At 40.5% G+C, this 26241-nt stretch carries 21 protein-coding genes and 4 tRNA genes; 21 read left to right on the forward strand and 4 right to left on the reverse strand.

All coding sequences use genetic code 11. The annotated features are described in order from the left end of the window. Positions 1-16: 16 nt before the first annotated feature. The 3 genes from ribH to pdhA all read right to left on the reverse strand — a co-directional run bounded on the left by ribH (position 17) and on the right by pdhA (position 2355). The gene (ribH, locus tag SanaruYs_RS11680) at positions 17-484 is read right to left on the reverse strand and encodes a 6,7-dimethyl-8-ribityllumazine synthase (RefSeq protein ID WP_127122742.1); all 468 of its coding nucleotides are present in this window, start codon (positions 482-484) and stop codon (positions 17-19) included. Between the two features lie 75 nt (positions 485-559). Continuing rightward, positions 560-1246: a tetratricopeptide repeat protein gene (locus tag SanaruYs_RS11685; RefSeq protein ID WP_127122743.1), complete on the reverse strand. Its 687-nt coding sequence runs from the start codon at positions 1244-1246 to the stop codon at positions 560-562. A 77-nt stretch (positions 1247-1323) separates the two neighbouring features. Next, positions 1324-2355 (reverse strand): pyruvate dehydrogenase (acetyl-transferring) E1 component subunit alpha, encoded by a 1032-nt coding sequence (pdhA, locus tag SanaruYs_RS11690; RefSeq protein ID WP_127122744.1) that lies wholly within the window; start codon positions 2353-2355, stop codon positions 1324-1326. A gap of 211 nt (positions 2356-2566) precedes the next feature. On the opposite strand from pdhA, the gene recF reads away from it, so the two are divergent. The 16 genes from recF to SanaruYs_RS11770 all read left to right on the forward strand — a co-directional run bounded on the left by recF (position 2567) and on the right by SanaruYs_RS11770 (position 18211). Continuing rightward, entirely contained in the window at positions 2567-3676 is a 1110-nt protein-coding gene (gene recF, locus SanaruYs_RS11695) for a DNA replication/repair protein RecF (RefSeq protein ID WP_127122745.1), read from the forward strand. Then, positions 3651-3953, forward strand: coding sequence for a DciA family protein (locus SanaruYs_RS11700; protein WP_127122746.1), 303 nt, complete (start codon positions 3651-3653; stop codon positions 3951-3953). The genes recF and SanaruYs_RS11700 overlap by 26 nt, the downstream gene beginning before the upstream one ends. Positions 3954-4140: 187 nt before the next feature. Continuing rightward, a tRNA-Tyr gene (locus SanaruYs_RS11705) sits at positions 4141-4223 on the forward strand. 80 nt (positions 4224-4303) lie between these two features. After that, a tRNA-Gly gene (locus SanaruYs_RS11710) sits at positions 4304-4376 on the forward strand. A gap of 112 nt (positions 4377-4488) precedes the next feature. After that, positions 4489-4560 (forward strand) — tRNA-Thr (locus SanaruYs_RS11715). A 244-nt stretch (positions 4561-4804) separates the two neighbouring features. Next, entirely contained in the window at positions 4805-5992 is a 1188-nt protein-coding gene (gene tuf, locus SanaruYs_RS11720; RefSeq protein WP_127122747.1) for an elongation factor Tu, read from the forward strand. Between the two features lie 259 nt (positions 5993-6251). Beyond that, positions 6252-6322, forward strand: a tRNA-Trp gene (locus SanaruYs_RS11725). Between the two features lie 94 nt (positions 6323-6416). Next, positions 6417-6608, forward strand: coding sequence for a preprotein translocase subunit SecE (gene secE / locus SanaruYs_RS11730; RefSeq protein WP_127122748.1), 192 nt, complete (start codon positions 6417-6419; stop codon positions 6606-6608). A 6-nt stretch (positions 6609-6614) separates the two neighbouring features. After that, on the forward strand, positions 6615-7172 hold the full coding sequence (gene nusG, locus SanaruYs_RS11735; RefSeq protein WP_127122749.1) for a transcription termination/antitermination protein NusG: 558 nt from the start codon (positions 6615-6617) through the stop codon (positions 7170-7172). Between the two features lie 6 nt (positions 7173-7178). Then, positions 7179-7622, forward strand: coding sequence for a 50S ribosomal protein L11 (rplK, locus tag SanaruYs_RS11740; protein ID WP_127122750.1), 444 nt, complete (start codon positions 7179-7181; stop codon positions 7620-7622). Positions 7623-7647: 25 nt separating this feature from the next. After that, entirely contained in the window at positions 7648-8346 is a 699-nt protein-coding gene (gene rplA, locus SanaruYs_RS11745) for a 50S ribosomal protein L1 (RefSeq protein ID WP_127122751.1), read from the forward strand. Positions 8347-8358: 12 nt separating this feature from the next. Further along, on the forward strand, positions 8359-8895 hold the full coding sequence (gene rplJ / locus SanaruYs_RS11750) for a 50S ribosomal protein L10 (protein ID WP_127122752.1): 537 nt from the start codon (positions 8359-8361) through the stop codon (positions 8893-8895). A 34-nt stretch (positions 8896-8929) separates the two neighbouring features. After that, the gene (gene rplL, locus SanaruYs_RS11755; protein ID WP_127122753.1) at positions 8930-9304 is read left to right on the forward strand and encodes a 50S ribosomal protein L7/L12; all 375 of its coding nucleotides are present in this window, start codon (positions 8930-8932) and stop codon (positions 9302-9304) included. 141 nt (positions 9305-9445) lie between these two features. Beyond that, a complete protein-coding gene (gene rpoB, locus SanaruYs_RS11760) occupies positions 9446-13318 on the forward strand; it encodes a DNA-directed RNA polymerase subunit beta (protein ID WP_127122754.1) in 3873 nt (1290 codons plus the stop codon). Positions 13319-13424: 106 nt separating this feature from the next. Beyond that, a complete protein-coding gene (gene rpoC, locus SanaruYs_RS11765; protein WP_127122755.1) occupies positions 13425-17732 on the forward strand; it encodes a DNA-directed RNA polymerase subunit beta' in 4308 nt (1435 codons plus the stop codon). A 149-nt stretch (positions 17733-17881) separates the two neighbouring features. Beyond that, positions 17882-18211, forward strand: a complete 330-nt coding sequence (locus SanaruYs_RS11770; protein WP_127122756.1) for a DUF3467 domain-containing protein — start codon at positions 17882-17884, stop codon at positions 18209-18211. 85 nt (positions 18212-18296) lie between these two features. Here the strand turns inward: SanaruYs_RS11770 and SanaruYs_RS11775 are convergent, their stop codons facing one another. Then, on the reverse strand, positions 18297-20123 hold the full coding sequence (locus SanaruYs_RS11775; protein ID WP_127122757.1) for a phosphoenolpyruvate carboxykinase (GTP): 1827 nt from the start codon (positions 20121-20123) through the stop codon (positions 18297-18299). 263 nt (positions 20124-20386) lie between these two features. Here SanaruYs_RS11775 and SanaruYs_RS11780 point away from each other — a divergent pair, with 263 nt between their 5' ends. The 5 genes from SanaruYs_RS11780 (at position 20387) to SanaruYs_RS11800 (ending at position 26057) form a co-directional block, all read left to right on the forward strand. Beyond that, positions 20387-21826 carry an SLC13 family permease gene (locus tag SanaruYs_RS11780; RefSeq protein WP_127122758.1) on the forward strand — a complete coding sequence of 480 codons (1440 nt, stop codon included), beginning with the start codon at positions 20387-20389 and terminating at the stop codon, positions 21824-21826. Next, complete coding sequence (locus SanaruYs_RS11785; RefSeq protein ID WP_127122759.1) at positions 21823-23160, forward strand: ATP-binding protein; 1338 nt, start codon at positions 21823-21825, stop codon at positions 23158-23160. The genes SanaruYs_RS11780 and SanaruYs_RS11785 overlap by 4 nt, the downstream gene beginning before the upstream one ends. Positions 23161-23164: 4 nt before the next feature. Further along, complete coding sequence (locus tag SanaruYs_RS11790; protein WP_127122760.1) at positions 23165-23650, forward strand: response regulator; 486 nt, start codon at positions 23165-23167, stop codon at positions 23648-23650. 12 nt (positions 23651-23662) lie between these two features. After that, a complete protein-coding gene (locus tag SanaruYs_RS11795) occupies positions 23663-24445 on the forward strand; it encodes a DUF2490 domain-containing protein (RefSeq protein ID WP_127122761.1) in 783 nt (260 codons plus the stop codon). 358 nt (positions 24446-24803) lie between these two features. Further along, positions 24804-26057: a 7TM diverse intracellular signaling domain-containing protein gene (locus SanaruYs_RS11800; RefSeq protein ID WP_127122762.1), complete on the forward strand. Its 1254-nt coding sequence runs from the start codon at positions 24804-24806 to the stop codon at positions 26055-26057. The last annotated feature ends 184 nt before the right edge of the window (positions 26058-26241 follow it).

Genomic DNA, 26241 nt, shown 5'->3' on the forward strand with positions numbered 1-26241 from the left:
TGAAGTAGAGGTTGCGCTAGAAGTCCAGCATCTTTAATGCTGTTAGTGCAGCCTCTTCTCCTTTATTACCTAATTTACCACCGGCACGCTCAAGCGCTTGCTTTTTATTAAGTGTGGTAAGTACACCAAATATCACTGGCTTTTTTGTTTTAATATTGACCTCAGTAATTCCATAAGCTACCGCTTGGCAGATATAATCGAAGTGAGGGGTGTCACCCTGTATAACACAACCCAAAGCAATCACTGCTTGTACATCTTTTTGCTCCGCCATCCACAAAGAGCCAAGCGTTAGTTCAAAAGTACCCGGTACATTCTTGCGGATAATATTTTGCTTCTTTATACCGTGCGCCAACAAGGATTGATAAGCGCCTTCATACAAAGCTCCTGTAATATCTTCATTCCACTCAGCTACCACAATGGCAACTTTAGTTTTGCTAAGGTTGCGTTTGGTTTTAATTTTTCCGGATGTAAGGGTGCCCGCCATGCTTAAAAATCATTGTGTGGTTAGAAACAAAAAAGGACAGCTTCCACTGTCCTTTAAATATAAAATAATTTCTGATTATGAGTTACTCTGCAACTTAGCCTTGTACTTTCTTGCGTTTTGGTACTCAGGTGATTCAAAAAACTCATTAATAATTCTGTCGTAAGCTTCAATAGCCTTTTCGTTATTGTTCAGCTTCTCATATGCCAAACCTTGCTTCATCAAGTAAGCTGGTGTAAAAAATTTGTTTGGCTTATAAGTAGAAGCTTTACCGTAATTTTTAGCAGCTTCTTCATACTGTTGCAATTCCATGTGGGCATCGCCTAAAAGACTGTACGCACGTGGTTGCACCAATAAATCATTAGAGCTAAAATCTTGCAGATAGAGAACAGCAGCATCAAACTTTCCTTGCTTCAGATAACTTACACCTGCATAGTAATGCGCAAGGTTAGCAGCCTCTGTAATACCGTAGTCATTAATGATGTCAATAAAACCTAGGTTATTACCATCACCATTTAAAGCCAGGTTTAAGCTGTCGGCTTCAAAGTAGTGTATTGCCTGAAACATTTCTTTTTGAGCAAGTTCGTTTTGACTGTCAGCATAGTAACGGAAACCGAAGTAACCGCCAACCGCAATAACTAAGGCACCCAAAATGCCAAAAACAAGTTTGGAGTTGCTTTCAATCCAATGTTCAAAACCTATTACTTTTTCTTCCAGAACTTCTGAGTTCTCGAGTACGTTTTTGTTTTCGTCTTTCTTTGCCATTTTGATAAAAAAATAGTCCCGCTTTGATAAGCGGGACGCAAAAGTACTAATTACTGCTTTTTAAACAAATTGCCTTTTTAACCAAAAATAAAAGGATAGTCCTTTTGCTCATAAACATCGGTTAAAGCTTCAGCCGGATCGGGGAATTTAGATTCCTCCGCAAAACGAACAGATTCTTCTACTGTAGCCATTATTTTGGCATCAATAGCTTCCAAATCTTTCTCAGTAGCAAATTTGTTTGTTAAAATGCTTTCACGCACCTGCTCAATAGGGTCTTGTCTCTTGTATTCCTCTACTTCTTCTTTTGTGCGGTATTTTTGAGGGTCAGACATTGAATGTCCCTTGTAACGGTAAGTTCTGAATTCCAATAAAGTTGGTCCTTCTCCAGCCCTTGCTCTTTCTGCTGCTCTGGCCACTGATTTATGTACAGCTTCAACACTCATGCCGTCAACTGCTTCAGATGGCATATCATACGATTCACCCAACGTAGAAAGATCAGTTACATTTGAACTACGCTTTACGGAGGTACCCATAGCGTAACCGTTATTTTCGATAACAAAAATCACAGGAATTTTCCACAACATAGCCTGATTCAACGCTTCGTGAAAGGCACCCTGACGCACAGCGCCATCGCCCATATAACAGATACAAAGTTTACCTGTCTTATTATATTTCTCTGCAAAGGCAAGACCTGCACCAAGTGGCACCTGGCCTCCTACAATACCATGACCGCCATAAAAATGGTTGGCAACATCAAAAATATGCATTGAACCGCCTTTTCCTTTCGAAACGCCTGTTTCCTTGCCATACAATTCAGCCATTACCGCATTTGCACTGGTACCCAATGCCAATGGATGGGCGTGATCGCGGTAAGCAGTAATATACTTATCACCTTTTTCAAGGGCACTAACTGCACCTGCTGCACAAGCCTCTTGTCCTATATATAAGTGACAAAAGCCTTTAATTTTCTGCATACCATATAATTGGCCAGCCTTCTCTTCGAATTTGCGCATCAATTGCATGCTTTCGTACCAGAAAAGGTAGGTTTCTTTAGAAAACTCAGTCTTTGATCCCTTTGCTGCACTCGCAGCCGTCTTGGATGTAGCCATAACACTAATTTTGAACTGCGAAAATACGTCCGCACCGCCAATTAACAATGAATAAAATAGAATTAACCATAATTGGCTGTTTTGCTACACCCCCTATCAAGCTATTAAAAGTCACGGTCACAAACAGAAACCGAATAATCAAGCTGTAGCTTTCGCACTTCAATTCGAAACAATAGTATTTTCGCAACTTAAATCAGCTACCAACGACTTAATGACGCTCGATCACCTCCACTTATTCAATTTTAAAAATTATGCGGAGGCTGACATCACCTTTTCTAAGCACTTAAATATTTTAGTTGGTAAAAATGGGAGTGGTAAGACTAATTTACTAGACGCCATTTATAGTCTGGCATTTACCAAGGGAGCAATCTCATCTGCCGATCAACACTATATTAAGGAAGGCGAAAACCAGTTGGTTGTGCGGGGCACCTTTACCAAAGAAGGCAAAGCACATGATTTAACCCTGGGTCTACAGGTTGGCCAGAAGAAAATTTTCCGCGAAGACGGGCAAGATTATGCCAAACTAAGCGAGCATATCGGTAAGTACCCTGCCGTATTGGTACTGCCCGATGATGTTGATCTTGTAAAAGATGGCAGCGAAGCAAGGCGTAGATTTTTCGATACGCTCATTTCTCAATTTGATAAAGTGTATTTGGATAGTTTGATGCGTTACAACCACTGTTTGAAACAGCGCAATGGCTTGCTTAAAATGTTTGCGGAATCGGGAAGACAAGATTGGGTAATGATTGAGTCATACGATGACCTGCTTGCGCCATTGGGGCAGCAACTTTTTCAGAAGCGCCTCAGCTTTATTGAGGAATTTCTTGGAGTCTTTCAACGGTACTATCAACTTTTAGTGGCAAATGAGCCAGTGAATCTTCGCTATTCATCTCAGTTAATAGAGGAGGATTATAAAGAGGGACTACTCAAAGGCAGGACAAAAGACCTCGCTTTGCAACGAACAAGTTTCGGGATACATCGCGATGATTTTATTTTTTTATTAGGCGAAGGCGACCTGAAAAAACTTGGGTCACAAGGTCAGCAAAAATCATTTGTCCTATCCATGAAGCTGGCTCAGCTTGAAATTCTTAAACAGCATAAAGGTTTTTATCCTGTATTATTATTAGACGATGTCTTTGATAAGCTTGACAGTGAACGTATTGGACAATTATTAAAACTATTCCCGACCTTTGGTCAGGTTTTCTTAACTGATGCCCGGCCGGATCGTACTTTGCACCTGTTGGACGTGGTAAATCTGGAAAGAAAAATTTTTACAGTAGAAAAAGGAGAAATCAGTGGCTATACGCAAGAAAAGGGATGAAATTCAATCAGTAGGGCAGGCCTTGCAAGATTTGCTACAGACCTACAGACTGAAAGATCGTTTCGATGAAAAATCGGTGCTGGCCTCGTGGGAACGCTTAGTGGGCAAGCCTATTGCCAAACGAACCAAACGGATTTGGCTTAAAAACGCAGTCTTATTTGTTGAATTTGATTCACCAACCATTAAAAGCGACTTCTCTTTCCACAAGACTAAAGTGATCGAGATTTTCCAGAAAGAGTTTGGTAAAGAATCGGTTAAAGAGATTATAATCATGTAAAAGGGTTCTCAAAAAAGGAGCTCACCTCAAATAATTCCAGATTTTCACCCCTTTTATAGCATATCTGAAAGAAATACTGATCAAATACGAGGATAAAGTTTTGAAAAAGTATAAAAGCGTATAATTTTGCACTCCTATTTTTTAGGAGCACCCTTAAAAAGGTGCAGAGCGTTCTTAAAAATACTGAGGGGGAATACCAAAGCGGCCAACTGGGACAGACTGTAAATCTGTTGTCGTATGACTTCATAGGTTCGAATCCTATTTCCCCCACTAGAAATTTCAAATTCAATATTTCAAATATCAGATTGCTTTAAATCTGGAATCTGAAATTTAAAATCTGAAATTTATTTGCGGGAGTAGCTCAGTTGGTAGAGCGATAGCCTTCCAAGCTATAGGTCGCGGGTTCGAGCCTCGTCTCCCGCTCGGATTAATTTCAAATTCAAAGTTCCAAATTTCAAATGGGCTTGAATTTGAAGTTGAAACCTTTGATTATGACAGAATTTTGAATTTGAAATTTGAAATTTTGAATTGATCCGCTGTTGTAGCTCAGGGGTAGAGCACTTCCTTGGTAAGGAAGAGGTCGAGAGTTCAATTCTCTTCAACAGCTCTAAGTAATTTGAAAAAGGATTGCCAAACGAGGCATTCTTAACATTTGAAATTTGAAATTTTGAAATTTCCTTTTTGCCGATGCGTAGCGACCATCAAGAAAGCAATCCAGGAATTTCATCGAATAACCCTTATTCGACAGGCATATCATGTTTGGGGTGTATAAGCTTCTGTAAAAGGAGGCAATAGCTAGTAACTAATTAAATTAACTATACACTTTTAAACTTTAACTGGGATTTTCAAATATGGCAAAAGAAACATTTGACCGCTCAAAACCGCACGTTAACGTTGGTACCATCGGTCACGTTGACCACGGTAAAACAACGCTTACTGCTGCAATCACTCAAGTATTGGCTAAGAAAGGTCTTGCAGCAATGCGCGACTTCTCTTCAATCGACAACGCTCCTGAAGAAAAAGAAAGAGGTATCACTATCAATACTTCACACGTAGAATACGCTACAGAAAACCGTCACTATGCACACGTTGACTGTCCAGGTCACGCTGACTATGTGAAAAACATGGTTACTGGTGCTGCCCAAATGGACGGTGCTATCCTTGTAGTAGCTGCTACTGATGGACCTATGCCTCAAACTCGCGAGCACATTCTTTTGGCTCGTCAGGTAGGTGTACCTGCTCTTGTGGTATTTATGAACAAAGTAGACTTGGTTGACGATGCAGAATTGTTAGACCTGGTTGAAATGGAAATCCGCGAACTTTTATCATCATACAAATTCCCTGGCGATGACACTCCAGTTATCCGTGGTTCTGCTTTGGGTGGTTTGAATGGCGAGCCGAAGTGGGTTGAGAAAATAGATGAATTAATGAATGCAGTAGATACATTCATTCCTCTTCCTGTTCGTTTGATCGACAAAGATTTCTTGATGCCTGTTGAAGACGTGTTCTCAATCACTGGTCGTGGTACTGTTGCTACTGGTCGTATTGAGCGTGGTATCATCAACTCAGGTGACAAAGTTCAAATCCTAGGTATGGGTGCTGAGAACTTAGAATCTACAATCACAGGTGTGGAAATGTTCCGTAAGATCCTTGACAGAGGTGAAGCTGGTGATAACGTAGGCCTATTGTTACGTGGTATTGAAAAAGAGCAAATCGCTCGTGGTATGGTTATCTGTAAGCCTAACTCAGTTACGCCTCACGCTAAATTCAAAGCAGAGGTTTACGTATTGAGCAAGGAAGAAGGTGGTCGTCACACACCATTCTTTAACAAATACCGTCCTCAGTTCTATTTCCGTACAACTGACGTAACTGGTGAAGTTATGTTGCCTGCTGGTGTAGAAATGGTTATGCCTGGTGATAACGTATCTATCGAAGTTACTTTGATCAACAAAATTGCTATGGAAAAAGGTCTTCGTTTCGCTATCCGCGAAGGTGGCCGTACTGTAGGATCTGGTCAGGTTACTGAGATCTTGGATTAATAAATTTAAACAAGGCTGTGCCGGATTCATACCGGCACCACATTATATGTGGGATCGTAGAATATCACTACGAAAAGCTTAAAAAAGGCGTTCCGGAACTAAAATTCTGGAACGCCTTTGTTTTCTATTAGCCGATTTATACCTTTGCAGTCCTTTTGAATTTGGATACAGGTGTAAACGTGTGTTATTCAGAGGATTAGGGAGTCTGGTTAAATTTTAAACTTGACCTGAAGTAGTGTGGTGAGGATAAAATAAACAAACGGGCGTAGTTCAAGGGTAGAATTACGGTCTCCAAAACCGCAGATGGGAGTTCGAATCTCTCCGCCCGTGCAAAAATTATCTAAAGCTTAGGCCAAAGGTAAAAACCTCTTAAACAGTTGTTTAGGAGACAATCTGCTGAGAGGCAGCAAACAAAAAGAGTTGTATGGAAAAGATAACAACCTATTTATCTGAATCCTGGGACGAAATCAAAAACAAGGTTTCGTGGACCAAGTATAGCGAGTTGCAAAGCAGTGCCATTTTGGTATTGGTAGCCTCTACCATTTTTGCTTTGGTTATTGGCGCTATTGACTGGGTTTTCAAGTCAGGGTTAGAGTGGTTTTACAGTGAATTTTAATAGGGTATGGGCGAACTTAAGTGGTACGTATTACGCGCTGTCAGTGGCCAGGAAAAGAAAGTAAAATCTTACCTGGAAACGGAGATCGAGCGTTCCAAGCTTGCTGAAGCAATTCCGCAAGTGCTTATACCTTCAGAGAAAGTGTACGAAATGAGGGGCGGTAAAAAGCGTGTACGTGAGCGCAGCTTTTTTCCGGGTTACATCCTCATTAGTGCAGATATGTCCAATGAAAAAGCATTCCACATGGTAAACGAAATACCAGGTGTAATCGGATTCTTGGGCAACAACGGCACCGGGGCTTCCAAGATTCCTGTTCCTCTTCGTCAATCAGAGGTTAACAGAATTCTCGGCAAAGTTGATGAGATTGACAGCTTTGAAGAAAAACTCGACACCCCTTACATTAAGGGAGAACAAGTGAAAGTAATGGACGGACCGTTCAGTGGCTTCACAGGTTCTGTAGAGGAAATATTCGAAGACAAAAAGAAACTTAACGTGATGGTGAAAATCTTCGGACGAAACACCCCTGTTGAGTTGAGTTATATGCAAGTTGAAAAGCTAGACTAAGTAGCAATGGCAAAGGAAATTACAGGTTATCTGAAACTTCAGGTAAAAGGTGGTGCCGCTAACCCGTCACCGCCAATTGGTCCGGCTTTGGGTAGCAAGGGTTTGAACATTATGGATTTCTGTAAGCAGTTCAACGCCCGTTCGCAAGACAAACCAGGACAAGTATTGCCCGTTCTCATTACTATTTACAATGACAAGTCGTTTGACTTCGTCATTAAAACACCGCCCGCTGCTAACCTCATCCTTGAAGCGATGAAGAAGCAGAAGGGTTCCGCTGAGCCTAACCGTGCAAAGATTGGTTCTATCTCCTGGGAACAGGTGAAGACCATCGCAGAACTCAAAATGCCTGACTTAAATGCTTTTAAAGTAGAGTCAGCCATGAAGATGATTGCCGGTACAGCGCGTAGCATGGGTGTTACAGTAAGTGGTACTCCACCGTGGGAAAATTAAGTTCAACGAAAAAGAATCATTGAACATGGCAAAGATTTCAAAAAATAGAAAGGCCGTTTTGGCAAAATTCAACCTCGAGAAAGAATTCTCTCTCGAAGACGCCTCAAAAATGTTGAAGGATATAACCTTCGTCAAATTTGATTCATCTGTTGATTTAGACATCCGCTTGGGCGTTGACCCTAAGAAGTCTGATCAAATGGTGCGTGGCGTAGTTGCATTGCCTCACGGTATCGGTAAGACAGTTCGTGTATTGGTATTGTGTACGCCTGACAAGGTTCAGGCTGCGAAAGATGCTGGTGCAGAACACGTAGGACTTGACGACTATATCACTAAGATCGAAGGTGGATGGACAGATATCGATGTGATCATCTGTACGCCAACCGTAATGGCTAAGGTGGGTAAGTTGGGTAAAGTATTGGGCCCTCGTGGTTTAATGCCAAACCCTAAGTCAGGTACAGTAACGCTTGACGTAGGAAAAGCAGTAACAGAAGTGAAGGCTGGTAAAATCGATTTTAAAATCGACAAAACCGGTATTATCCATGTAAGCATTGGTAAGGCTTCTTTCTCTCCTGATAAGATCCGCGACAACGCAATGGAAATGATCAACACTGTGGCAAAGTTGAAACCCGCCTCTGCGAAAGGTGAATACTTCAGAAGTATCACTATTTCGACTACTATGAGCCCGGGTATCATCCTTGACAAAGGTACAATTGCTGGCATTTAAGATTTTTAAGACATGACCAGAGACGAAAAAGAACAGATAATAGAAGAGCTGAAAGGCAAGTTTGCAGAAAACGCGCACTTCTACATTACCGATGCCAGCGGTTTAACCGTAGCACAGGTAAATGCATTTAGAAGAATGTGCTTTAAAAGTGGAATTGAATACCGTGTTTACAAGAACACACTTATTCGCAAAGCTTTAGAAGCACAAGAAGGCACGGATTTCTCTCCAGTATTCACAGTATTAAAAGGATTTTCAGGCGTTATGTTCTCTAAAGAGATCGGTAATGCACCTGCAAAAGTTCTGAAGGAATACCATAAGAAACTGGATGGCAGACCTGCACTAAAGGCCGCCTCAGTATCATCCGATTTATTTATCGGTGCTGAGAACCTGAACATGCTCAGCGAGCTTAAGAGCAAAAATGAGCTCATCGGTGATGTTATTGCATTACTTCAATCACCTGCCAAGAATGTTATCTCTGCTCTTCAGAGCGGAAAGCATACCGTGGCCGGTTTGGTGAAGTCTTTGGAAGAACGCGCCTCAAAACAATAATTAACTGAATTAAAAACTTTTAAATTTTACAAAAATGGCTGATGTTAAAGCACTTGGAGATCAACTAGTTGAACTCACAGTTAAAGAAGTAAACGAATTAGCTTCTTACCTAAAAGAAACATACGGAATCGAGCCTGCTGCTGCTGCTGTAGCGGTTGCTGGTCCTGCTGCTGGTGGCGCTGCTGCCCCTGAAGCTAAGACTAACTTCGATGTAGTTTTGAAAAGCGCTGGTGCTAACAAACTTCAAATCGTGAAGCTTGTTAAAGAATTGACTGGTCTTGGCTTGAAAGAAGCTAAAGATGTAGTTGATGGCGCGCCTAAGACTATCAAAGAAGGTCTTCCTAAGGACGAAGCTGAAAACTTGAAGAAGCAGCTTGTAGAAGCTGGTGCTGAAGTAGAATTGAAATAATTCCCTTCGGTTGGTGAGATACGCTGGGTAGCGTCTTCACACCATCTTCACAGACCCTGTTCCGTGTCAAAATGGTACAGGGTCTTTTCCCATTTCTACCCAAAGTTCTTTCAAGAGTCCAGGCACCTAAAAAAATTAACCTTGGCAAAGAAAAATTCTAATGGTCGTATCGATTTCTCATCCATCGACCGCGTAATAGATTACCCCGATTTTCTGGATCTTCAACTCCAGTCTTTTCAGGATTTCCTGCAAATTGAAACACCTGCAGAGAAACGTCAAAACGAAGGCTTGTTTAAAGTATTCGCAGAGAATTTTCCCATCAGCGACTCGCGCGAAAACTTTGTGCTTGAGTTTGTGGACTATACTATCGATCCTCCGAAATACTCAGTTGATGAGTGTATCGACAGAGGCTTGACTTTCTCTGTGCCTTTAAAAGCCAAGTTGCGCCTCACTTGTAATGACGAGGACAACGAAGATTTTGAAACCATCGAACAGGAAGTGTTCCTTGGTAACATTCCTTATATGACTGAACGCGGGTCGTTCGTCATCAACGGAGCAGAGCGCGTTATCGTGTCTCAATTACACCGTTCACCAGGCGTGTTCTTTGCTATGAGCAAGCACACAAATGGCACTAAACTATATTCGGCTCGTATCATTCCTTTCAAAGGGTCGTGGATAGAATTTGCCACTGACGTGAACAGCGTAATGTATGCGTACATCGACCGTAAGAAGAAATTCCCTGTAACCACCTTGCTTCGCGCAATTGGTTATGGTACTGATAAAGATATCCTTGACTTATTCGGCTTGTCTGAAGAAGTGGAGGCTAACAAAAACACCTTGAAGAAAGTAGTAGGCCGCAAGCTTGCAGCAAGGGTGTTGAAAACATGGACTGAAGACTTCGTGGATGAAGATACTGGTGAAGTAGTATCTATCGACCGTAACGAAGTGTTGTTAGAGCGTGACCACGTTCTTTCAGCTGAAGATACAGATACGATTGTTGAATCAGGTGTTAAGTCAATCATTCTTCACCGCGATGATATCAACGTAGCTGATTACACAATTATCTTCAACACTTTAGCGAAAGATAATTCTAACTCTGAAAAAGAGGCAGTTGAATACATCTACCGTCAATTAAGAAATACTGAAGCGCCTGACGAACAAACAGCACGCGATATCATCAACAGCTTATTCTTTAGTGAGAAGCGTTATGATCTTGGTGAAGTAGGTCGTTACCGTATCAATAAAAAATTAGGTCTTGAATTGAGCTACGATCATCGTGTACTTACCAAGGATGACATCATCCTTATTGTTAAGTATTTGATCGGTTTGATCAATTCAAAAGCCTTGATCGATGATATCGATCACTTGAGTAACAGACGTGTGCGTACTGTAGGTGAGCAGCTTTACACCCAATTCGGTGTAGGTCTTGCCCGTATGGCGCGTACCATTAAAGAAAGAATGAACGTTCGTGACAACGAAGACTTTAAGCCTGTTGATCTGATCAACGCGCGCACCTTGTCTTCTGTTATCAACTCATTCTTTGGTACTAACCAGCTTAGCCAGTTTATGGATCAAACCAATCCACTGGCCGAGATTACGCACAAGCGCAGAATGTCGGCACTCGGTCCAGGCGGTCTCTCAAGAGAGCGTGCAGGCTTCGAGGTACGTGACGTTCACTATACTCACTACGGTCGCCTTTGTACTATTGAAACTCCGGAAGGTCCGAACATCGGTTTGATTTCGTCTCTCTGCGTTCACGCAAAAGTGAACAAGATGGGCTTCATCGAAACACCTTACCGTAAGATTGAAGATGGTAAAGTAAAAATGAAAGATTCTATCATCTTCTTAACAGCAGAAGAGGAGGATACACATTATATCGCACAGGCAAACGCTAAGATATCTTCTACAGGAGAACTAACCGATGAGAAGGTAAAAGCACGTTTTGAAGGTGACTTCCCTGTGGTTGAACCTAAAGAACTTCGTTACATGGATGTGGCTCCTAACCAGATCGTATCTGTAGCGGCTTCTATGATTCCTTTCCTTGAACATGACGATGCTAACCGTGCCCTGATGGGTTCGAACATGCAACGTCAGGCAGTGCCTTTAATGCGCCCTGAAGCCCCAATCGTTGGTACTGGTCTTGAAAGCCGTATCGCGTTGGATTCACGCACATTGGTATTGTCTGAAGGTGCAGGTGTGGTTGATTATGTTGATGCAAAGAAAATTGTAGTGAAGTACGAGCGCTCTGAGGAGCAAGAGCTTGTACACTTCGATAACGAATACAAAACATATAACCTGATCAAGTTCCGCAGAACTAACCAGGATACTTGTATCAACTTAACACCTCTTGTAAGAAAGGGTGATAAAGTTGTGAAAGGGCAACCATTATGTCAGGGATATGCAACACAAGGTGGTGAACTCGCCTTAGGTCGTAACTTGGTAGTGGCTTACATGCCTTGGCAGGGATATAACTTTGAAGATGCGATTGTAATTTCTGAGCGTGTTGTACGCGATGATATTTACACATCTATCCACATTGAAGAATTCGAACTTGAGGTTCGTGATACTAAGCGTGGTGAAGAAGAATTAACCTCTGAAATTCCTAACGTAAGCGAAGAGGCTGTTAAAAACCTTGACGAAAACGGTATCATCCGCGTTGGAGCTGAAGTGAAAGAAGGTGATATTCTTATTGGTAAGATCACACCTAAGGGTGAAACAGATCCAACACCAGAAGAAAAACTACTTCGTGCAATCTTCGGTGATAAGGCTGGTGATGTGAAGGATGCTTCTATGAAGGCACCACCATCATTGAAAGGTGTGGTTATAGAAACGAAATTGTTCTCACGTCCTAAACGTGACAAAGATCTTCGTACTAAAAACAAGAAAGAACTTGATGCATTAAAGAACCGCTACAGCAAGCAATTGACTGACCTGCGCAATGAAATGATCAAGAAGTTGAGCGCTTTGTTGAATACTAAAACCAGCAACGGTGTAAAACATAAGTTCGGTGATGAATTAGTAAGTAAAGGCGTTAAGTTCTCTGCGAAAGTAATTGAGAACAACCTCTTCCCTGATAAGAACATCTACCGTGATGAAAGCAACTATGCAGTTCCTGAAGAAGTGAACTTGATTGCTGACGTATCATTAGAAAACTGGACAACAGATGACCATACCAATGATCTTGTAGCACAGTTGACTAAGAACTACATCTTAAAACGCAATACCATTTCAGGTGAATTTAAGCGCGAGCGTTTTACACTGGAAGTAGGTGATGAGTTACCAACAGGTATAGTTCAGTTAGCGAAAGTATACATTGCGAAAAAACGCAAGTTGAAAGTAGGTGATAAGATGGCGGGGCGTCACGGTAACAAGGGTGTTGTAGCCCGTATCGTACGTGATGAAGATATGCCATTCCTGGAAGATGGAACACCTGTTGACATTTGCCTGAACCCGCTTGGTGTACCTTCTCGTATGAACTTGGGTCAGTTGTATGAAGCAGTATTGGCGTGGGCCGGCAAGAAATTGGGTCGCAAGTATGCAACTCCGATTTTCGATGGTGCCTCTATTGAAGAAGTACAGAATGAGTTGAATGAAGCGGGTTTACCTGAATACGGAAGAACTTATTTATACGATGGGTTATCCGGTGTGAAATTCGATCAGCCTGTAACCGTAGGTGTGGCGTACATGCTTAAACTTGGTCACTTGGTTGATGATAAGATGCACGCACGTTCTATCGGACCGTACTCACTCATTACGCAACAGCCATTGGGTGGTAAGGCACAATTCGGTGGTCAGCGTTTCGGAGAAATGGAAGTGTGGGCGATTGAGGCCTTCGGTGCATCGCACATCCTTCAGGAAATCCTGACGATTAAGTCTGATGACGTAATTGGTCGTGCAAAAGCATACGAATCAATTGTAAAAGGAGAGAACATGCGCAAGCCAAATATTCCTGAATCGTTCAACGTATTGGTGCACGAACTCAGAGGTCTTGCTCTTGAAATTACAATGGATTAATTAACGTTGATCGTTGTTAGTTGTTGGTTACTCATTTAGAGTTGCAAACAACTAACAACCAACAACGAACAACTAAGAATAGTACTAAAGACTAAACAACACAGAGATGTCTTTCAGAAAAAATAAAAAGATCAACAGCGATTTCTCTAAAATCACCATCAGCTTAGCTTCTCCGGAATCTATTTTGGAAAGCTCGCATGGTGAGGTTACACAACCAGAGACCATCAACTACAGAACGTACAAGCCTGAAATGGGCGGTTTGTTCTGTGAGCGTATTTTTGGTCCTGTAAAGGATTGGGAATGTCATTGCGGTAAATACAAGCGTATTCGCTACAAGGGTATCATCTGCGACCGTTGTGGTGTAGAAGTTACTGAGAAGAAAGTAAGACGCGAGCGCATGGGTCACATCGAATTGGTGGTACCTGTTGCTCATATCTGGTATTTCCGTTCTTTACCGAATAAGATTGGTTACTTGCTTGGTCTTGCTACCAAGAAATTAGATCAGATCATTTACTACGAACGCTATGTGGTTATCCAACCAGGTGTTAAAGAAGAAGACAGCATCAACCGTCTTGATTTCTTAACTGAAGAAGAATACCTCGATATCGTTGATAAACTTCCACGCGAAAACCAAATGCTTGATGACAACGATCCTCGCAAGTTCATTGCGAAGATGGGTGCTGATGCATTGGAAATGTTGTTGTCTCGTCTTAACCTTGATGAGATGTCGTACGAGTTGCGCCACCAGGCAGCAACCGATACTTCACAACAACGTAAGGCAGAAGCCTTAAAGCGTTTGAAAGTTGTAGAAGCTTTCCGTGATGCAAACACACGCATTACCAACAAGCCTGAGTGGATGGTGATTAAAATGGTTCCGGTTATTCCACCAGAACTTCGTCCGCTTGTTCCTTTGGACGGTGGTCGTTTTGCAACATCAGATTTGAATGATCTTTACAGACGTGTTATTATCCGTAACAACCGTTTGAAGCGATTGATCGATATTAAAGCACCTGAAGTAATTCTTCGTAACGAGAAGCGTATGCTTCAGGAAGCGGTTGACTCATTGTTCGACAACTCACGTAAAGTGAATGCGGTTCGTTCAGATGGTAATCGTGCATTGAAATCATTGAGTGACATGTTGAAAGGTAAGCAAGGACGTTTCCGTCAGAACTTACTTGGTAAGCGTGTTGACTACTCAGGCCGTTCCGTAATTGTGGTTGGTCCTGAATTGAAATTGCATGAGTGCGGTCTGCCAAAAGATATGGCAGCTGAATTATTCAAACCATTTATTATTCGCAAGCTCATCGAAAGAGGAATTGTGAAGACTGTAAAGTCAGCTAAGAAAATTGTTGATCGCAAGGATCCTGTGATCTGGGATATTTTGGAGAACGTATTAAAAGGACATCCTGTTCTTTTAAACCGCGCTCCTACACTTCACAGATTAGGTATTCAGGCTTTCCAACCTAAGTTGATCGAAGGAAAAGCGATTCAGTTACACCCTCTAGTGTGTACTGCATTTAACGCTGACTTTGACGGTGACCAGATGGCCGTACACGTGCCACTTGGACAAGAAGCAATTTTGGAAGCATCTGTATTGATGCTATCATCTCACAACATCTTAAACCCTGCTAACGGTGCACCTATTACTGTACCTTCTCAGGACATGGTGTTGGGTCTTTACTATCTAACTAAAGGTAGAAAAGGAACGCCTGAAACAGCAGTATTAGGTGAAGGCAGAAAATTCTATTCAGTTGAAGAATTGGTAATTGCTTACAATGAAGGCAAACTTTCTAAGAATGCCATCATTAAAGTAAGAGCTAAAATTAGAGATAAGAAAACAGGCGAGCTTACTCAAAAGGTAATTGAAACTGTTGCAGGTCGCGTGATCTTCAATCAATACGTACCTGAAGAAGTTGGTTTTGTAGATGAACTTCTTTCTAAGAAGAAGCTTCAAACAATTATTGCCGATGTATTTAAACTAGCTGGTCTTGCTAAGACTGCTAAATTCCTGGATGATATTAAGGAGCTTGGTTTCCAGATGGCATACAAGGGTGGTTTGTCAATGGGATTGAACGATGTGAAGATCCCTGTTGAGAAAGAGAAATTTGTTAAGGATGCTCAGAAAGAAGTTGATTCAGTTTGGAACAACTACATGATGGGTCTTATCACGGATAACGAGCGTTACAATCAGGTAATCGATATTTGGACACGTGCTAACACCATGTTAACAAATACATTGATGAATCAATTAGAAAATGATGATCAGGGCTTCAACCCTATCTACATGATGATGCACTCAGGTGCTCGTGGTTCTCGTGAACAGATTCGTCAGTTAGGTGGTATGCGTGGTTTGATGGCGAAACCTCAGAAGAACCTTGCAGGTTCAGTGGGTTCGATCATTGAAAACCCGATCTTATCTAACTTCAAAGAAGGGCTAGATGTATTAGAGTATTTTATCTCTACACACGGTGCGCGTAAAGGTTTGGCCGATACTGCTTTGAAAACAGCTGATGCTGGTTACTTAACAAGAAGATTAGTAGACGTTGCACAGGATCTTGTAATTTCTGAAGAGGATTGCGGAACCTTGCGCGGTTTGAAAGTAACTGCTTTGAAAGACAACGAAGATATTGTTGAGCCTTTGGCAGAACGTATTGTAGGTCGTGTTTCAGTACACGATGTTTATGATCCATTAACTCAAGAATTGGTATTAGCAGCGAATCAGGAAATTACTGATGAGATTGCTAAGCAGATTGATGAGACAAATATTGAAGAAGTTGAAATTCGTTCTATCCTTACTTGCGAATCTAAAGTAGGTGGTTGTGCGAAATGTTATGGACGTAACCTTGCCAGCGGCCGTATGGTTCAGGCAGGTGAAGCCGTAGGTGTTATCGCTGCTCAATCAATTGGTGAGCCTGGTACACAGCTTACACTTCGTACATTCCACGTGGGTGGTACGGCCTCGAACATTGCTGTTGAAGCAAACGTGAAGGCTAAATTCCCAGGTAAGATTGAATTCGAAGGTTTGCGTACTATCGATACCACTGATAACGATGGCAACAAAGTACAGATCGTAATGGGTCGTACTGGTGAAATTAAGATTGTTGATGGTGAAGGAAGAGTCTTGATTTCTAATAACGTTCCTTACGGTGCGTTCTTAAGAATTAAAGATGGTGCAACTGTTGAAAAAGGTCAGGAGCTTTGCTACTGGGATCCTTACAACGCAGTTATCTTATCTGAATTCGATGGTGAAATTGGTTATGAAGCCATTATTGAAGGTGTAACTTATAAAGAAGAATCAGATGAGCAGACTGGTCACCGTGAGAAAGTAATTACTGACACACGTGATAAGACTAAGAACCCTGCAGTAATTGTTAAGGGTAAGAACGATACGAAGGGATATAACATCCCGGTAGGCGCTCACTTAGCGGTAGAAGAAGGACAAAAAATCAAAGCAGGTCAGGTACTTGCCAAGATTCCTCGTACAATGGGTAAGTCACGCGATATTACTGGTGGTCTGCCACGTGTAACAGAATTGTTTGAAGCGAGAAATCCTTCTAACCCAGCTGTTGTAAGTGAGATCGATGGTGTAGTAACGTATGGTGGTATCAAGCGTGGTAATCGTGAAATTTTCATCGAGTCACGCGATGGTGTACAGAAGCGTTATTTAGTGCCATTGTCTAAACACATTCTTGTGCAGGATAATGACTTTGTAAAAGCAGGTCAACCTTTATCAGATGGCTCAATTACGCCTTCAGATATTTTGGCGATCAAAGGTCCAACGGCAGTACAGGAATACTTAGTGAATGAAATTCAGGAAGTATACCGTTTGCAAGGTGTGAAGATCAACGATAAGCATATTGAGTGTATCGTTAGCCAGATGATGCAAAAAGTAGAGATCATCGATTCAGGTGATACAAGCTTCTTGCCTGGTGAAATGGTAGACAAACTTACATTCCGTGAAGAGAATGACTTGGTGTTGGATAAGAAAGTAGTAACCGAAGCCGGTGACTCAGATAAGTTCAAGCCAGGCCAGATCGTAACGGGTCGTGAGTTCCGCGATGAGAATTCGCAATTGAAGCGCAAGGATATGAAATTGGCTGAAGTGCGTGATGCACAGGCTGCGGTTTCAAGACCAACGCTACAAGGTATCACACAAGCTTCCTTGAAAACTGAAAGCTGGTTGTCAGCTGCATCATTCCAGGAAACAACTAAAGTGTTGAGCGAAGCTGCCATCCGTGGTAAAGCAGATGGTCTGAATGGCTTGAAGGAAAATGTGATTGTAGGTCACTTGATCCCTGCTGGTACAGGTCAGCGTAAATTCAACGACTTGCTTGTTACACACAAAGACGAATACGAAGCATTGAGAAATGCTCCTGAGCGTACTCCTCGTAAAGAGAAAGAACTCCAAGATTAATTCGGTAATGAATTGATTCGTTGATTCGATAATTAAGAAATGTGCTGGTGGATTCATTAGCACATTTCTTTTTTATGGGAGTTACCACCGAAAATACACGAATCACAACATCACCGAATCAACGAATTGACATATTAACGAATCAACTTATGGCTGACGAAAAAAATAAACCCGCACCCAATCAAAATCAGATTAACATAGAGCTTACGGAAGAAGTAGCAGAAGGCATCTATTCTAATCTGGCTATGATAGCCCACTCTAATAGTGAGTTTGTCATAGATTTTATCAGACTTATGCCTGGAGTACCAAAGGCAAAAGTTAAATCTAGAATTGTTATAACTCCAGAGCATGCTAAACGTTTACTTGCAGCCCTTGAAGATAACATTGCTAAATACGAAGCATCTTTTGGTGCGATTAAGCAAACAACTGAATCACCTAAATTTCCTATGAATTTTGGGGGAGCAATGGGGCAGGCTTAAACTTCTAAAGGTTAGTATTACTGTGGTTATAAAAAAAGGAGGTGCCCCTTGCACCTCCCCAGTGAATTAACGCGAACGTAATTCACTAAACAGTTTCTGGTTCTAACTTCCACTGAGCGGCAGAGCGCCATAATGCGGAGAGCATTAGCTCGCGCATAAAAATATATTCTTTGGGAAGTTTGTCATACATGCGCTCAAATAATTCAGCATGAGATAATAATTCTTGTTTCCATGCCTCCCGATCAATTGACATCAATTCGTCAAATTGTTTTTTAGTAAAATTGAGACCTCTCCAATCAATGTCATCATAGTGAGGCATCCATCCAATAGGGCTTTCTACCGCAGAGGCTTTTCCTTTAACACGTTCTGTGATCCATTTCAAAATGCGCATGTTGTCACCAAATCCAGGCCACATGAAATTCCCTTGCGCATCTTTTCTAAACCAGTTTACATTAAAGATTCTTGGAGGTGCTGGTAAGTCTCTTCCAAATTGTAACCAGTGATTAAAATAATCGGCCATATGATAACCGCAGAAAGGTAACATAGCAAATGGATCTCTTCGCACTTTCCCCTGCTCGCCAAAAGCTGCCGCGGTAGTTTCAGAGCCCATTGTTGAAGCTGTGTAAACACCATAACTCCAATTCATGGCTTGGTATACTAGCGGTACTGTTGTGCTTCTTCGACCACCAAAAATGAATGCACTAATAGGTACACCATTAGGGTTTTCTACATTTTCATCAATGCTAGGATTTTGAATAGCAGGTGCAGTAAAGCGTGAGTTGCCATGCGCTACTGGTTTGCCACTTGCAGGATTCCATTTTTTTCCCTGCCAATCAATGATGTCTTTGGGAACTTCTTTTGTTAATCCTTCCCACCATACATCACCATCGGGAGTTACGCCTACATTGGTGAAGATTGTATTTTTCGCAATAGATTTTATAGCGTTTGGATTTGTTTTTTCATTAGTACCCGGAGCTACACCAAAATATCCTGCTTCCGGATTGATAGCATGCAACTGTCCGTCTTTTCCTGGTTTTATCCACGCGATATCATCTCCTACTGTTGTTATTTTCCAGTCACTGAATTCTGGAGGTGGGATGAGCATAGCAAAGTTGGTTTTTCCGCAAGCACTAGGAAAAGCAGCAGCGAGGTAGGTTTTTTCTCCTGCAGGATTTTGCACTCCCATGATAAGCATATGTTCTGCCAACCAGCCATCTTCTTGTGCCATAGTAGAAGCAATGCGCAAAGCAAAACACTTCTTACCCAACAAGGCATTGCCACCATATCCTGAACCATAACTAACGATAGACCTTTCTTCAGGATAATGCACGATATATTTCAGCGTTGGGTTACATGGCCACTTAGCATCAGCCTGGCCTTTCTCCAACGGAGCTCCTACTGTGTGTAAGCATTTCACAAAACTTCCGGTTTCACCTAGTACTTCTAATATACGTGTACCTACTCGCGTCATAATATGCATGTTGGCCACCACATATTCAGAGTCGGTTATTTCTACACCTATTTGGGACATAGGTGAACCAATCGGTCCCATGCTAAACGGAATTACGTACATGGTTCTTCCTTTCATGCAGCCTTGCAGCACACCATTAAGTTCTGCTTTCATCTCCGCAGGATCCATCCAGTTATTTGTTGGGCCAGCATTTTCTTTCTTTCGGCTACAAATAAAAGTTCTGTCTTCAACACGCGCCACATCACTTGGATCAGAGAAGCATGCAAATGAGTTAGGACGTTTAGTTTCGTTTAATTTTATAAAGGTTCCTTTTTGCACTAACAAGGAGCACATCTCATCATATTCTTTTTGTGAACCATTGCACCATTGTACTTGATCAGGTGTCACAAGGGCTTGAACTTCATCAACCCATTTTTGCAGTGTTGGATTTATCTGTTTCATAGTTGTTGCTGTTTGTTAAATCAAACCTAAATCGTAAAGTGACAGAATTGGATGAGTTTTGTCATATCACTTCAGGGCGCCAAAATGAGTTGAGATCTGTGATTTTTTATGCTAACAAAATTTTATCAAAAACGATGTTTACATCGTTTGCGTAAATTTTGGTTTTGGAAGTGGTTGAGAAAGATCAAGCGAACACTTGATATTAATTATCTATTATTAACTTCTTCAGAGGTAGTTTTGATATGTATCAAGCAATTTGATGTATGTTTTCTCTAACGAAAATCTCTAAAGATAAAAAATGGATTAAGCTTTCTTTCGCTATTTTGATTCCTACAATGTTAGCCCTTATGCCTACAAGCTGGCTGCCCATGGAGGGCCTTACGATTATCCAACACAGAGTATTAGTTCTATTTTTTTTAGCTGCTTTATTCTGGGTGTTAGAACCGATACCTATATATGCAACCTCTATTTTATTAATTACACTTGAGCTACTTCTGATTTCTGATAGTGCATTCATTTTTTTTAAAAATCATGGAGATGGAAATTTTGGAGCTTCTATGTCACATCAGGAAATCATGGGCACCTTCGCGTCACCAGTTATCTTATTGTTTCTTGGTGGGTTTTTTCTGGCTACTGCGGCTACAAAATATAGACTTGATCAGAATATAGCGGGTGTATTACTTAAAAATTTCGGAGATAAGCCAAAATGGGTTTTGCTGGGATTGATGTGTATCACTGCTGTGTTCTCCATGTTTATGAGTAACACAGCTACAACAGCTATGATGCTTTCTATTTTGATTCCTGTGCTAAAATTTTTCCCTGCACAAGACAAAGCTCGCACAGCATTTGTGTTAGGCATTCCCATAGCTGCTAACCTTGGTGGTATTGGAACCCCCATTGGAACTCCACCCAATGCCATTGCATTAAAATTTTTGTCTCAATCCGATCTTGCTTTCGGGAAGTGGATGGCTTTTGGTTTGCCTGTCGTAATTATTATGCTCACGATTGCATGGTTGCTCTTAATGTTTTTTTATCGATCTGACACCAAACAGATTAAAGTATCGCTGCCTGTGGACTTTCAGACAAACCCTAAAGCTGTACTTGTTTATGTTACTTTTATTCTTACCATTCTTCTGTGGCTATTCGATTTTGTTCATGGTATGAATTCCTATGTAGTAGCAATGGTTCCAGTTACTGTGTTTCTAAGTACGGGTATTATTAACAAAGAGGATTTGAAACAAATTAGTTGGGATGTGTTATGGCTTGTATCAGGCGGTATCGCTTTGGGTTTGGCACTTGACAAAACCGGGTTGGCAAAAACATTGATCAATGCTATTCCATTTGAATCCTTAAATCCGTATAGCTTGTTTGCAATGGCCGCTTTTATAGGATTGTTCATGGCTAATTTTATGTCTAATACGGCTACCGCAAACCTTCTTTTACCATTGATAGCAAGTATCGGCACAGCAGTTTCAGGGCTTGAATTGGTTGGTGGAAGTGAATTGATTATTGTAGGTACTACGCTAAGTATTTCATGTGCAATGTCTCTGCCGATAAGTACTCCGCCAAATGCGCTTGCATACGCTACTGGGGAAATAAAGACAAAGGACCTAGCGAGAGTTGGTATATTGATTGGCTTAATTGGATTGATTGTAGTAATCGGGATGATGACTATTCTGAACGCATTAAACTTTTTGAAATGAGTCACAAGTTTAACACCTCCAGAAAACTAGCTGAACTTAAGAAAGATTATTTTTCTGATGAATCACGAAAGATAGTGGTTCGTAAGGGTGAAACATTGTTAACAGAAAACACCGAGAATAATAGATTGTATTTGGTATTGGAGGGTTCGCTTATGTGTTATTTGAAGGATGAGAGCGGCAAGGAATATAAAATGATGGAGAGTGTGCGTAACATGTTTTTAGGTGTTTATAGTTTTTTCAGCTACGAGCAAAAAAGTTACCTGACGGTGGTTGCTGCAGCCGATACTCACCTTGCTTATCTGGAACGAACTGATTCTTTTGTAAATACGGAAAAGTTTGCAAGAGATTTTCTGCCCGTTATCGTTAATGAGATTTATCAACGCCAGGTATTAACCCAGGAATTAAATAAAGAACGTCAGGCGGCAATTAAGAAATTATATGAGTCCGAAAAGATTATTCTTCTCGGGCAATTGGCTGCAGGACTGGCTCATGAGTTAAATAATGCAGTAGGCATTTTGGAACGCAATACAGAATGGCTTATTAGTACACTTAATGATTTTTTGAAGAGTAAAGATTTGAAAGATGTTTTTGTTCGGGCACTTGAAGGTGGCCAGCAGCAGAGCACTGCACAAGTACGCGAGAGGCGGCTCTATCTCGAGAATAAATTCAGCATTAATACAAAATTAGCTAAACAACTTGCCAAGACAACCCTTTCAATTGCTGAGTTAGAAAGGCTGATTGAAAATGGACTCGATAAATTTGAAGACCTGAATCAAATTACTGAAACAGCTATTGTACTGCACGATATGAGGGTAGCCGCTGAGCATGCTACGCATGTAGTAATGTCTGTTCGTGAGCTAGGAAGTAACAGAAATGCAATGCCAGTTGAAACTTCACTATATGAAACTGTGACAAAGGCATTAATCTTAACAAAAAACCTGAGCAAAAATATTAGTATCAAAATTGATAAAAAAACTGATGGAAAAATATGGGCAAGCTCAGGCGATCTTGTACAAGTTTGGGTTAACCTGATTAAAAATGCATGTGAAAGCATGCTACAGTCTGGTGCGGAAAAACCAACACTTAATATTTTGATTGAAGAAGGGGGGAATGAATATAAGGTTGTGATTACTGATAATGGACCAGGAATAAATTCAGAAATGATGAAAAAGATTTTTGAACCTAATTTTACCACCAAAATTAACGGGTTGTCATTTGGCTTGGGTCTTGGTCTATCGATTGTAAAAAAAATAATTGATAGTTATAAGGGATCTGTGTCTTTTACCAGCGTTCCCGGAGAAACATCTTTTATAGTTCTATTACCTAAACTCTAAGAAAATGGAAAAAATTTATATTCTGCTAGTTGAAGATCAGCGCGAAGTACTTCAAGCGGTGGCAAAGGATCTATCCTTTTTTGAAGATGCCTTCGTGATTGAAGAATGTGAATCGGCTGCTGAAGCAAAGACAATTATGGAAACCATTTATAAAAATGGAGACTATGTTGCATTAATAATAGCTGATCATGTAATGCCCGATAAAAGTGGTATAGATTTTTTAATCGATGTGAATAGTGATGATCGATTTATTGATACACGTAAAGTTTTATTGACAGGGCTTGCTACGCATCAAGACACCATTCGAGCTATTAACAGTGCTGCCATTAATCACTATTTGGAGAAACCCTGGAAGTCTGGAGTTTTAAAAGAAACTGTTAAAAAAATGGTAACGGAGTTTATTCTGGCAAAAGGTATTGATTATCAACCTTACCTGATGACCTATCTCGATCAAGCAGTGTTATTTGAACGGCTAAGAAGAACAACTTGATTTTTTTAGATTATGAAACTTTTTAACTCAATTCCAAACCGAGTAAGAGTACATTTTTATACTATTTGCTTACTTCTAATTAGCTTAAAATTATTTTCTCAGGAAAAGACTGTTGTGGATAAAAATCAGGTTTGGTTCGGATACATGAGTTCGGTTGTAATTAGTCAGCGGTTTTCACTCTGGAATGATTTTCACTTTGTGCCTGAAAGTTTTTTTGTTGCTCGTACCGGACTTACGCATCAAACAAAAAATTTTAGTATTACAACTGGATATGGTTTTTTACTCTTACCGCTGTCAACTACACAAACACAACTAACCAGGAGAGAACACCGACCATGGGCTCAACTTCTTTCATCTTCATCCTTCTCAAAATCATTGAGTTTTGTAAACCGTGTACGATATGATGCAAGATTTAAACAAGTAGTTACTGCAGAAGAGCTTCAGTCTGGTTATGGTTTTACAAACAGGATTAGATTTTTAACTGGGTTAAGGATGAATATTCCAATGGCTGGTATTGAAAAAAATATTCCTTTCGTAGCCTTATCTAATGAAGTGTTACTGAATTTTGGAAAAGAAGTGGTTAACAATACCTTCGATCAAAATCGAATTCAACTTTCACTTGGGTTGCAAAAGAAGTCAGTTCAATATCAGATAGGGTATATGAATCGATTTGTTCAAACAGGAAATGCGCAGTACACACTCAATCACACCGTGCTTTTTTGGGTTATTCATAAGTTGAGCTTAAGTAAAATTGTTTCAGCTCACCATTCCAAGGACTTAAGTTATGATGATTAAGCTTATGATTTTCATGAAATGCAGATTTGTCTTTAATGAATTTAATAGACTTGTCCGCAATTGTTAAACACGATTTAGTCTTCTTCATTATCGTCTTTGTTGGCTGTTATCACACCATTGTTACTATTTCTGAAGAGATATCGATATTTTATAGATTTAGAAAGTGAACTAGAAAAGGGTACATAGTATTGAATACCAAATCGAGACTTTTTCTTCCCAAAATGAAAACAATTTTACTGTAACAGAAAATTGCAAACGTTATAAACTTCGTTTTTCCTAAAATGGTCAACTCTATTCCCTAACTGGGATATTGGCACAAATTGTGGTTTTTGATTTAATCAGACTAAACCCTACTCATGTGTTTTCCCCAAGCATACTTATCATCATGGCCTCGCTGTTGCTATCCATTAAGGATGAAACACCCAGGCAAACTTCAAATCAAGAAGCATTATTTATTGTTCCACAAGGGCAACTTTCAAAGCAGCCCATTGACCTTAAAGGTATATGGGAGTTTTACCCCAATGAATTAACAGAATCCAATGGCTTTCTGGATAGATCAAATCAAACTTTTGTTGTAGTACCATCATGGTGGGCTGAAGAAGAAGGAAAATCATCCGTACAATATGGAACGTATCGTTTAAAGGTATTGATGGCCTCCTCTGATCGTCAACAATCCTTGGCTTTAAAAATGCCTGATGTCTATTGTGCATATGAACTATGGTTGAATGGCGAATTGATTGGCCAAAATGGTATTGTGGGCAGAGCTAAAGAAACCAGTAAACCACAATGGAAACCAGATACTTATTTTTTTGAACAGAATAAAGACACACTTGAAATAGTAGTCAAACTATCTAACTTCTACCATTACAGGACTGGCATTAATAATCCGTTAGTGTTAGGCACGGCAGAGCAATTGAAACAAAATCAACACCGAACAGAAGTTTCTAATGTCATTTTGCTATCTGGCTTAACTGTTTTGGGATTAATAGGAATTGTACTTTACTTCATGCGTAGTTCCATTCAGTATGTGTTGTATTCTTTGTTATGTTTTTCATGGGTAGTGCGAGCAGCTTTTTCAAATCATTACCAAATTGTTCAATGGTTCGAAAATATTAATTGGCATTTTGTAGTAAGAACAGAGTATATCAGTTTGTATTTGTCTACTTTATTCGGGTCCCTTTTAGTAGGCAGTCTTTTTCCAAAGGAGGTCAGTAAAGTGTTTCGTATAATTTACATTATCGCTTGTTTTAGCTTCACTGTGTTTACATTAGTGTTCTCACCAATGCTGTTTACAACTTACATTCAGCTCTATCTTGGTCTCAGTTCAATTCTATTATTATCCATTATAGTTATAGTTGCTCGGGCTTATAGTGAAAGCCGGGAGGGTGTAACACTTATATTGGCCGCTGCCGCTCTAGCAGTGGCTATGTTTGGTTATGTAATTATGGCTTATCAGGGTCTGTTCTCGTTAAATGATATGTTTTTCAACATCGGCTTTTTGTTGATGTTTATTCTCACGCTGATGGCAGTTAGCGAACGAATTCAAAAAATGGGTTCTGATCGAGATTATGGGAAAATGACTTTTGATGGAACGATGACAAAAGTTAGATAATATGATCTGGGTTGACACTTTAATGAATGATTGTGAGCACAATGTACAGTTACCCACCCTCACTTTTTCATTAATAAAGGAAGAGTTGATTATGATGGCTTAACGTTTTTCCTGAGTATTCATTTTAGTAGCAAGCATGTAAAACAGGTATTGCTGTGACTTTTCTCATCTTGTTTTGATGATT

This window comes from Chryseotalea sanaruensis, assembly GCF_003990915.1.
Taxonomy (GTDB): Bacteria; Bacteroidota; Bacteroidia; order Cytophagales; family Cyclobacteriaceae; genus Chryseotalea; species Chryseotalea sanaruensis.

Bases quoted from the DNA above. Each gene is read 5' to 3' on its own strand.
- ribH (WP_127122742.1), bottom strand. From the start codon at position 484: ATGGCGGGCACCCTTACATCCGGAAAAATTAAAACCAAACGCAACCTT.
- SanaruYs_RS11685 (WP_127122743.1), bottom strand. From the start codon at position 1,246: ATGGCAAAGAAAGACGAAAACAAAAACGTACTCGAGAACTCAGAAGTT.
- pdhA (WP_127122744.1), bottom strand. From the start codon at position 2,355: ATGGCTACATCCAAGACGGCTGCGAGTGCAGCAAAGGGATCAAAGACT.
- recF (WP_127122745.1), top strand. From the start codon at position 2,567: ATGACGCTCGATCACCTCCACTTATTCAATTTTAAAAATTATGCGGAG.
- tuf (WP_127122747.1), top strand. From the start codon at position 4,805: ATGGCAAAAGAAACATTTGACCGCTCAAAACCGCACGTTAACGTTGGT.
- secE (WP_127122748.1), top strand. From the start codon at position 6,417: ATGGAAAAGATAACAACCTATTTATCTGAATCCTGGGACGAAATCAAA.
- nusG (WP_127122749.1), top strand. From the start codon at position 6,615: ATGGGCGAACTTAAGTGGTACGTATTACGCGCTGTCAGTGGCCAGGAA.
- rplK (WP_127122750.1), top strand. From the start codon at position 7,179: ATGGCAAAGGAAATTACAGGTTATCTGAAACTTCAGGTAAAAGGTGGT.
- rplA (WP_127122751.1), top strand. From the start codon at position 7,648: ATGGCAAAGATTTCAAAAAATAGAAAGGCCGTTTTGGCAAAATTCAAC.
- rplJ (WP_127122752.1), top strand. From the start codon at position 8,359: ATGACCAGAGACGAAAAAGAACAGATAATAGAAGAGCTGAAAGGCAAG.
- rplL (WP_127122753.1), top strand. From the start codon at position 8,930: ATGGCTGATGTTAAAGCACTTGGAGATCAACTAGTTGAACTCACAGTT.
- rpoC (WP_127122755.1), top strand. From the start codon at position 13,425: ATGTCTTTCAGAAAAAATAAAAAGATCAACAGCGATTTCTCTAAAATC.
- SanaruYs_RS11770 (WP_127122756.1), top strand. From the start codon at position 17,882: ATGGCTGACGAAAAAAATAAACCCGCACCCAATCAAAATCAGATTAAC.
- SanaruYs_RS11775 (WP_127122757.1), bottom strand. From the start codon at position 20,123: ATGAAACAGATAAATCCAACACTGCAAAAATGGGTTGATGAAGTTCAA.
- SanaruYs_RS11780 (WP_127122758.1), top strand. From the start codon at position 20,387: ATGTTTTCTCTAACGAAAATCTCTAAAGATAAAAAATGGATTAAGCTT.
- SanaruYs_RS11785 (WP_127122759.1), top strand. From the start codon at position 21,823: ATGAGTCACAAGTTTAACACCTCCAGAAAACTAGCTGAACTTAAGAAA.
- SanaruYs_RS11790 (WP_127122760.1), top strand. From the start codon at position 23,165: ATGGAAAAAATTTATATTCTGCTAGTTGAAGATCAGCGCGAAGTACTT.
- SanaruYs_RS11795 (WP_127122761.1), top strand. From the start codon at position 23,663: ATGAAACTTTTTAACTCAATTCCAAACCGAGTAAGAGTACATTTTTAT.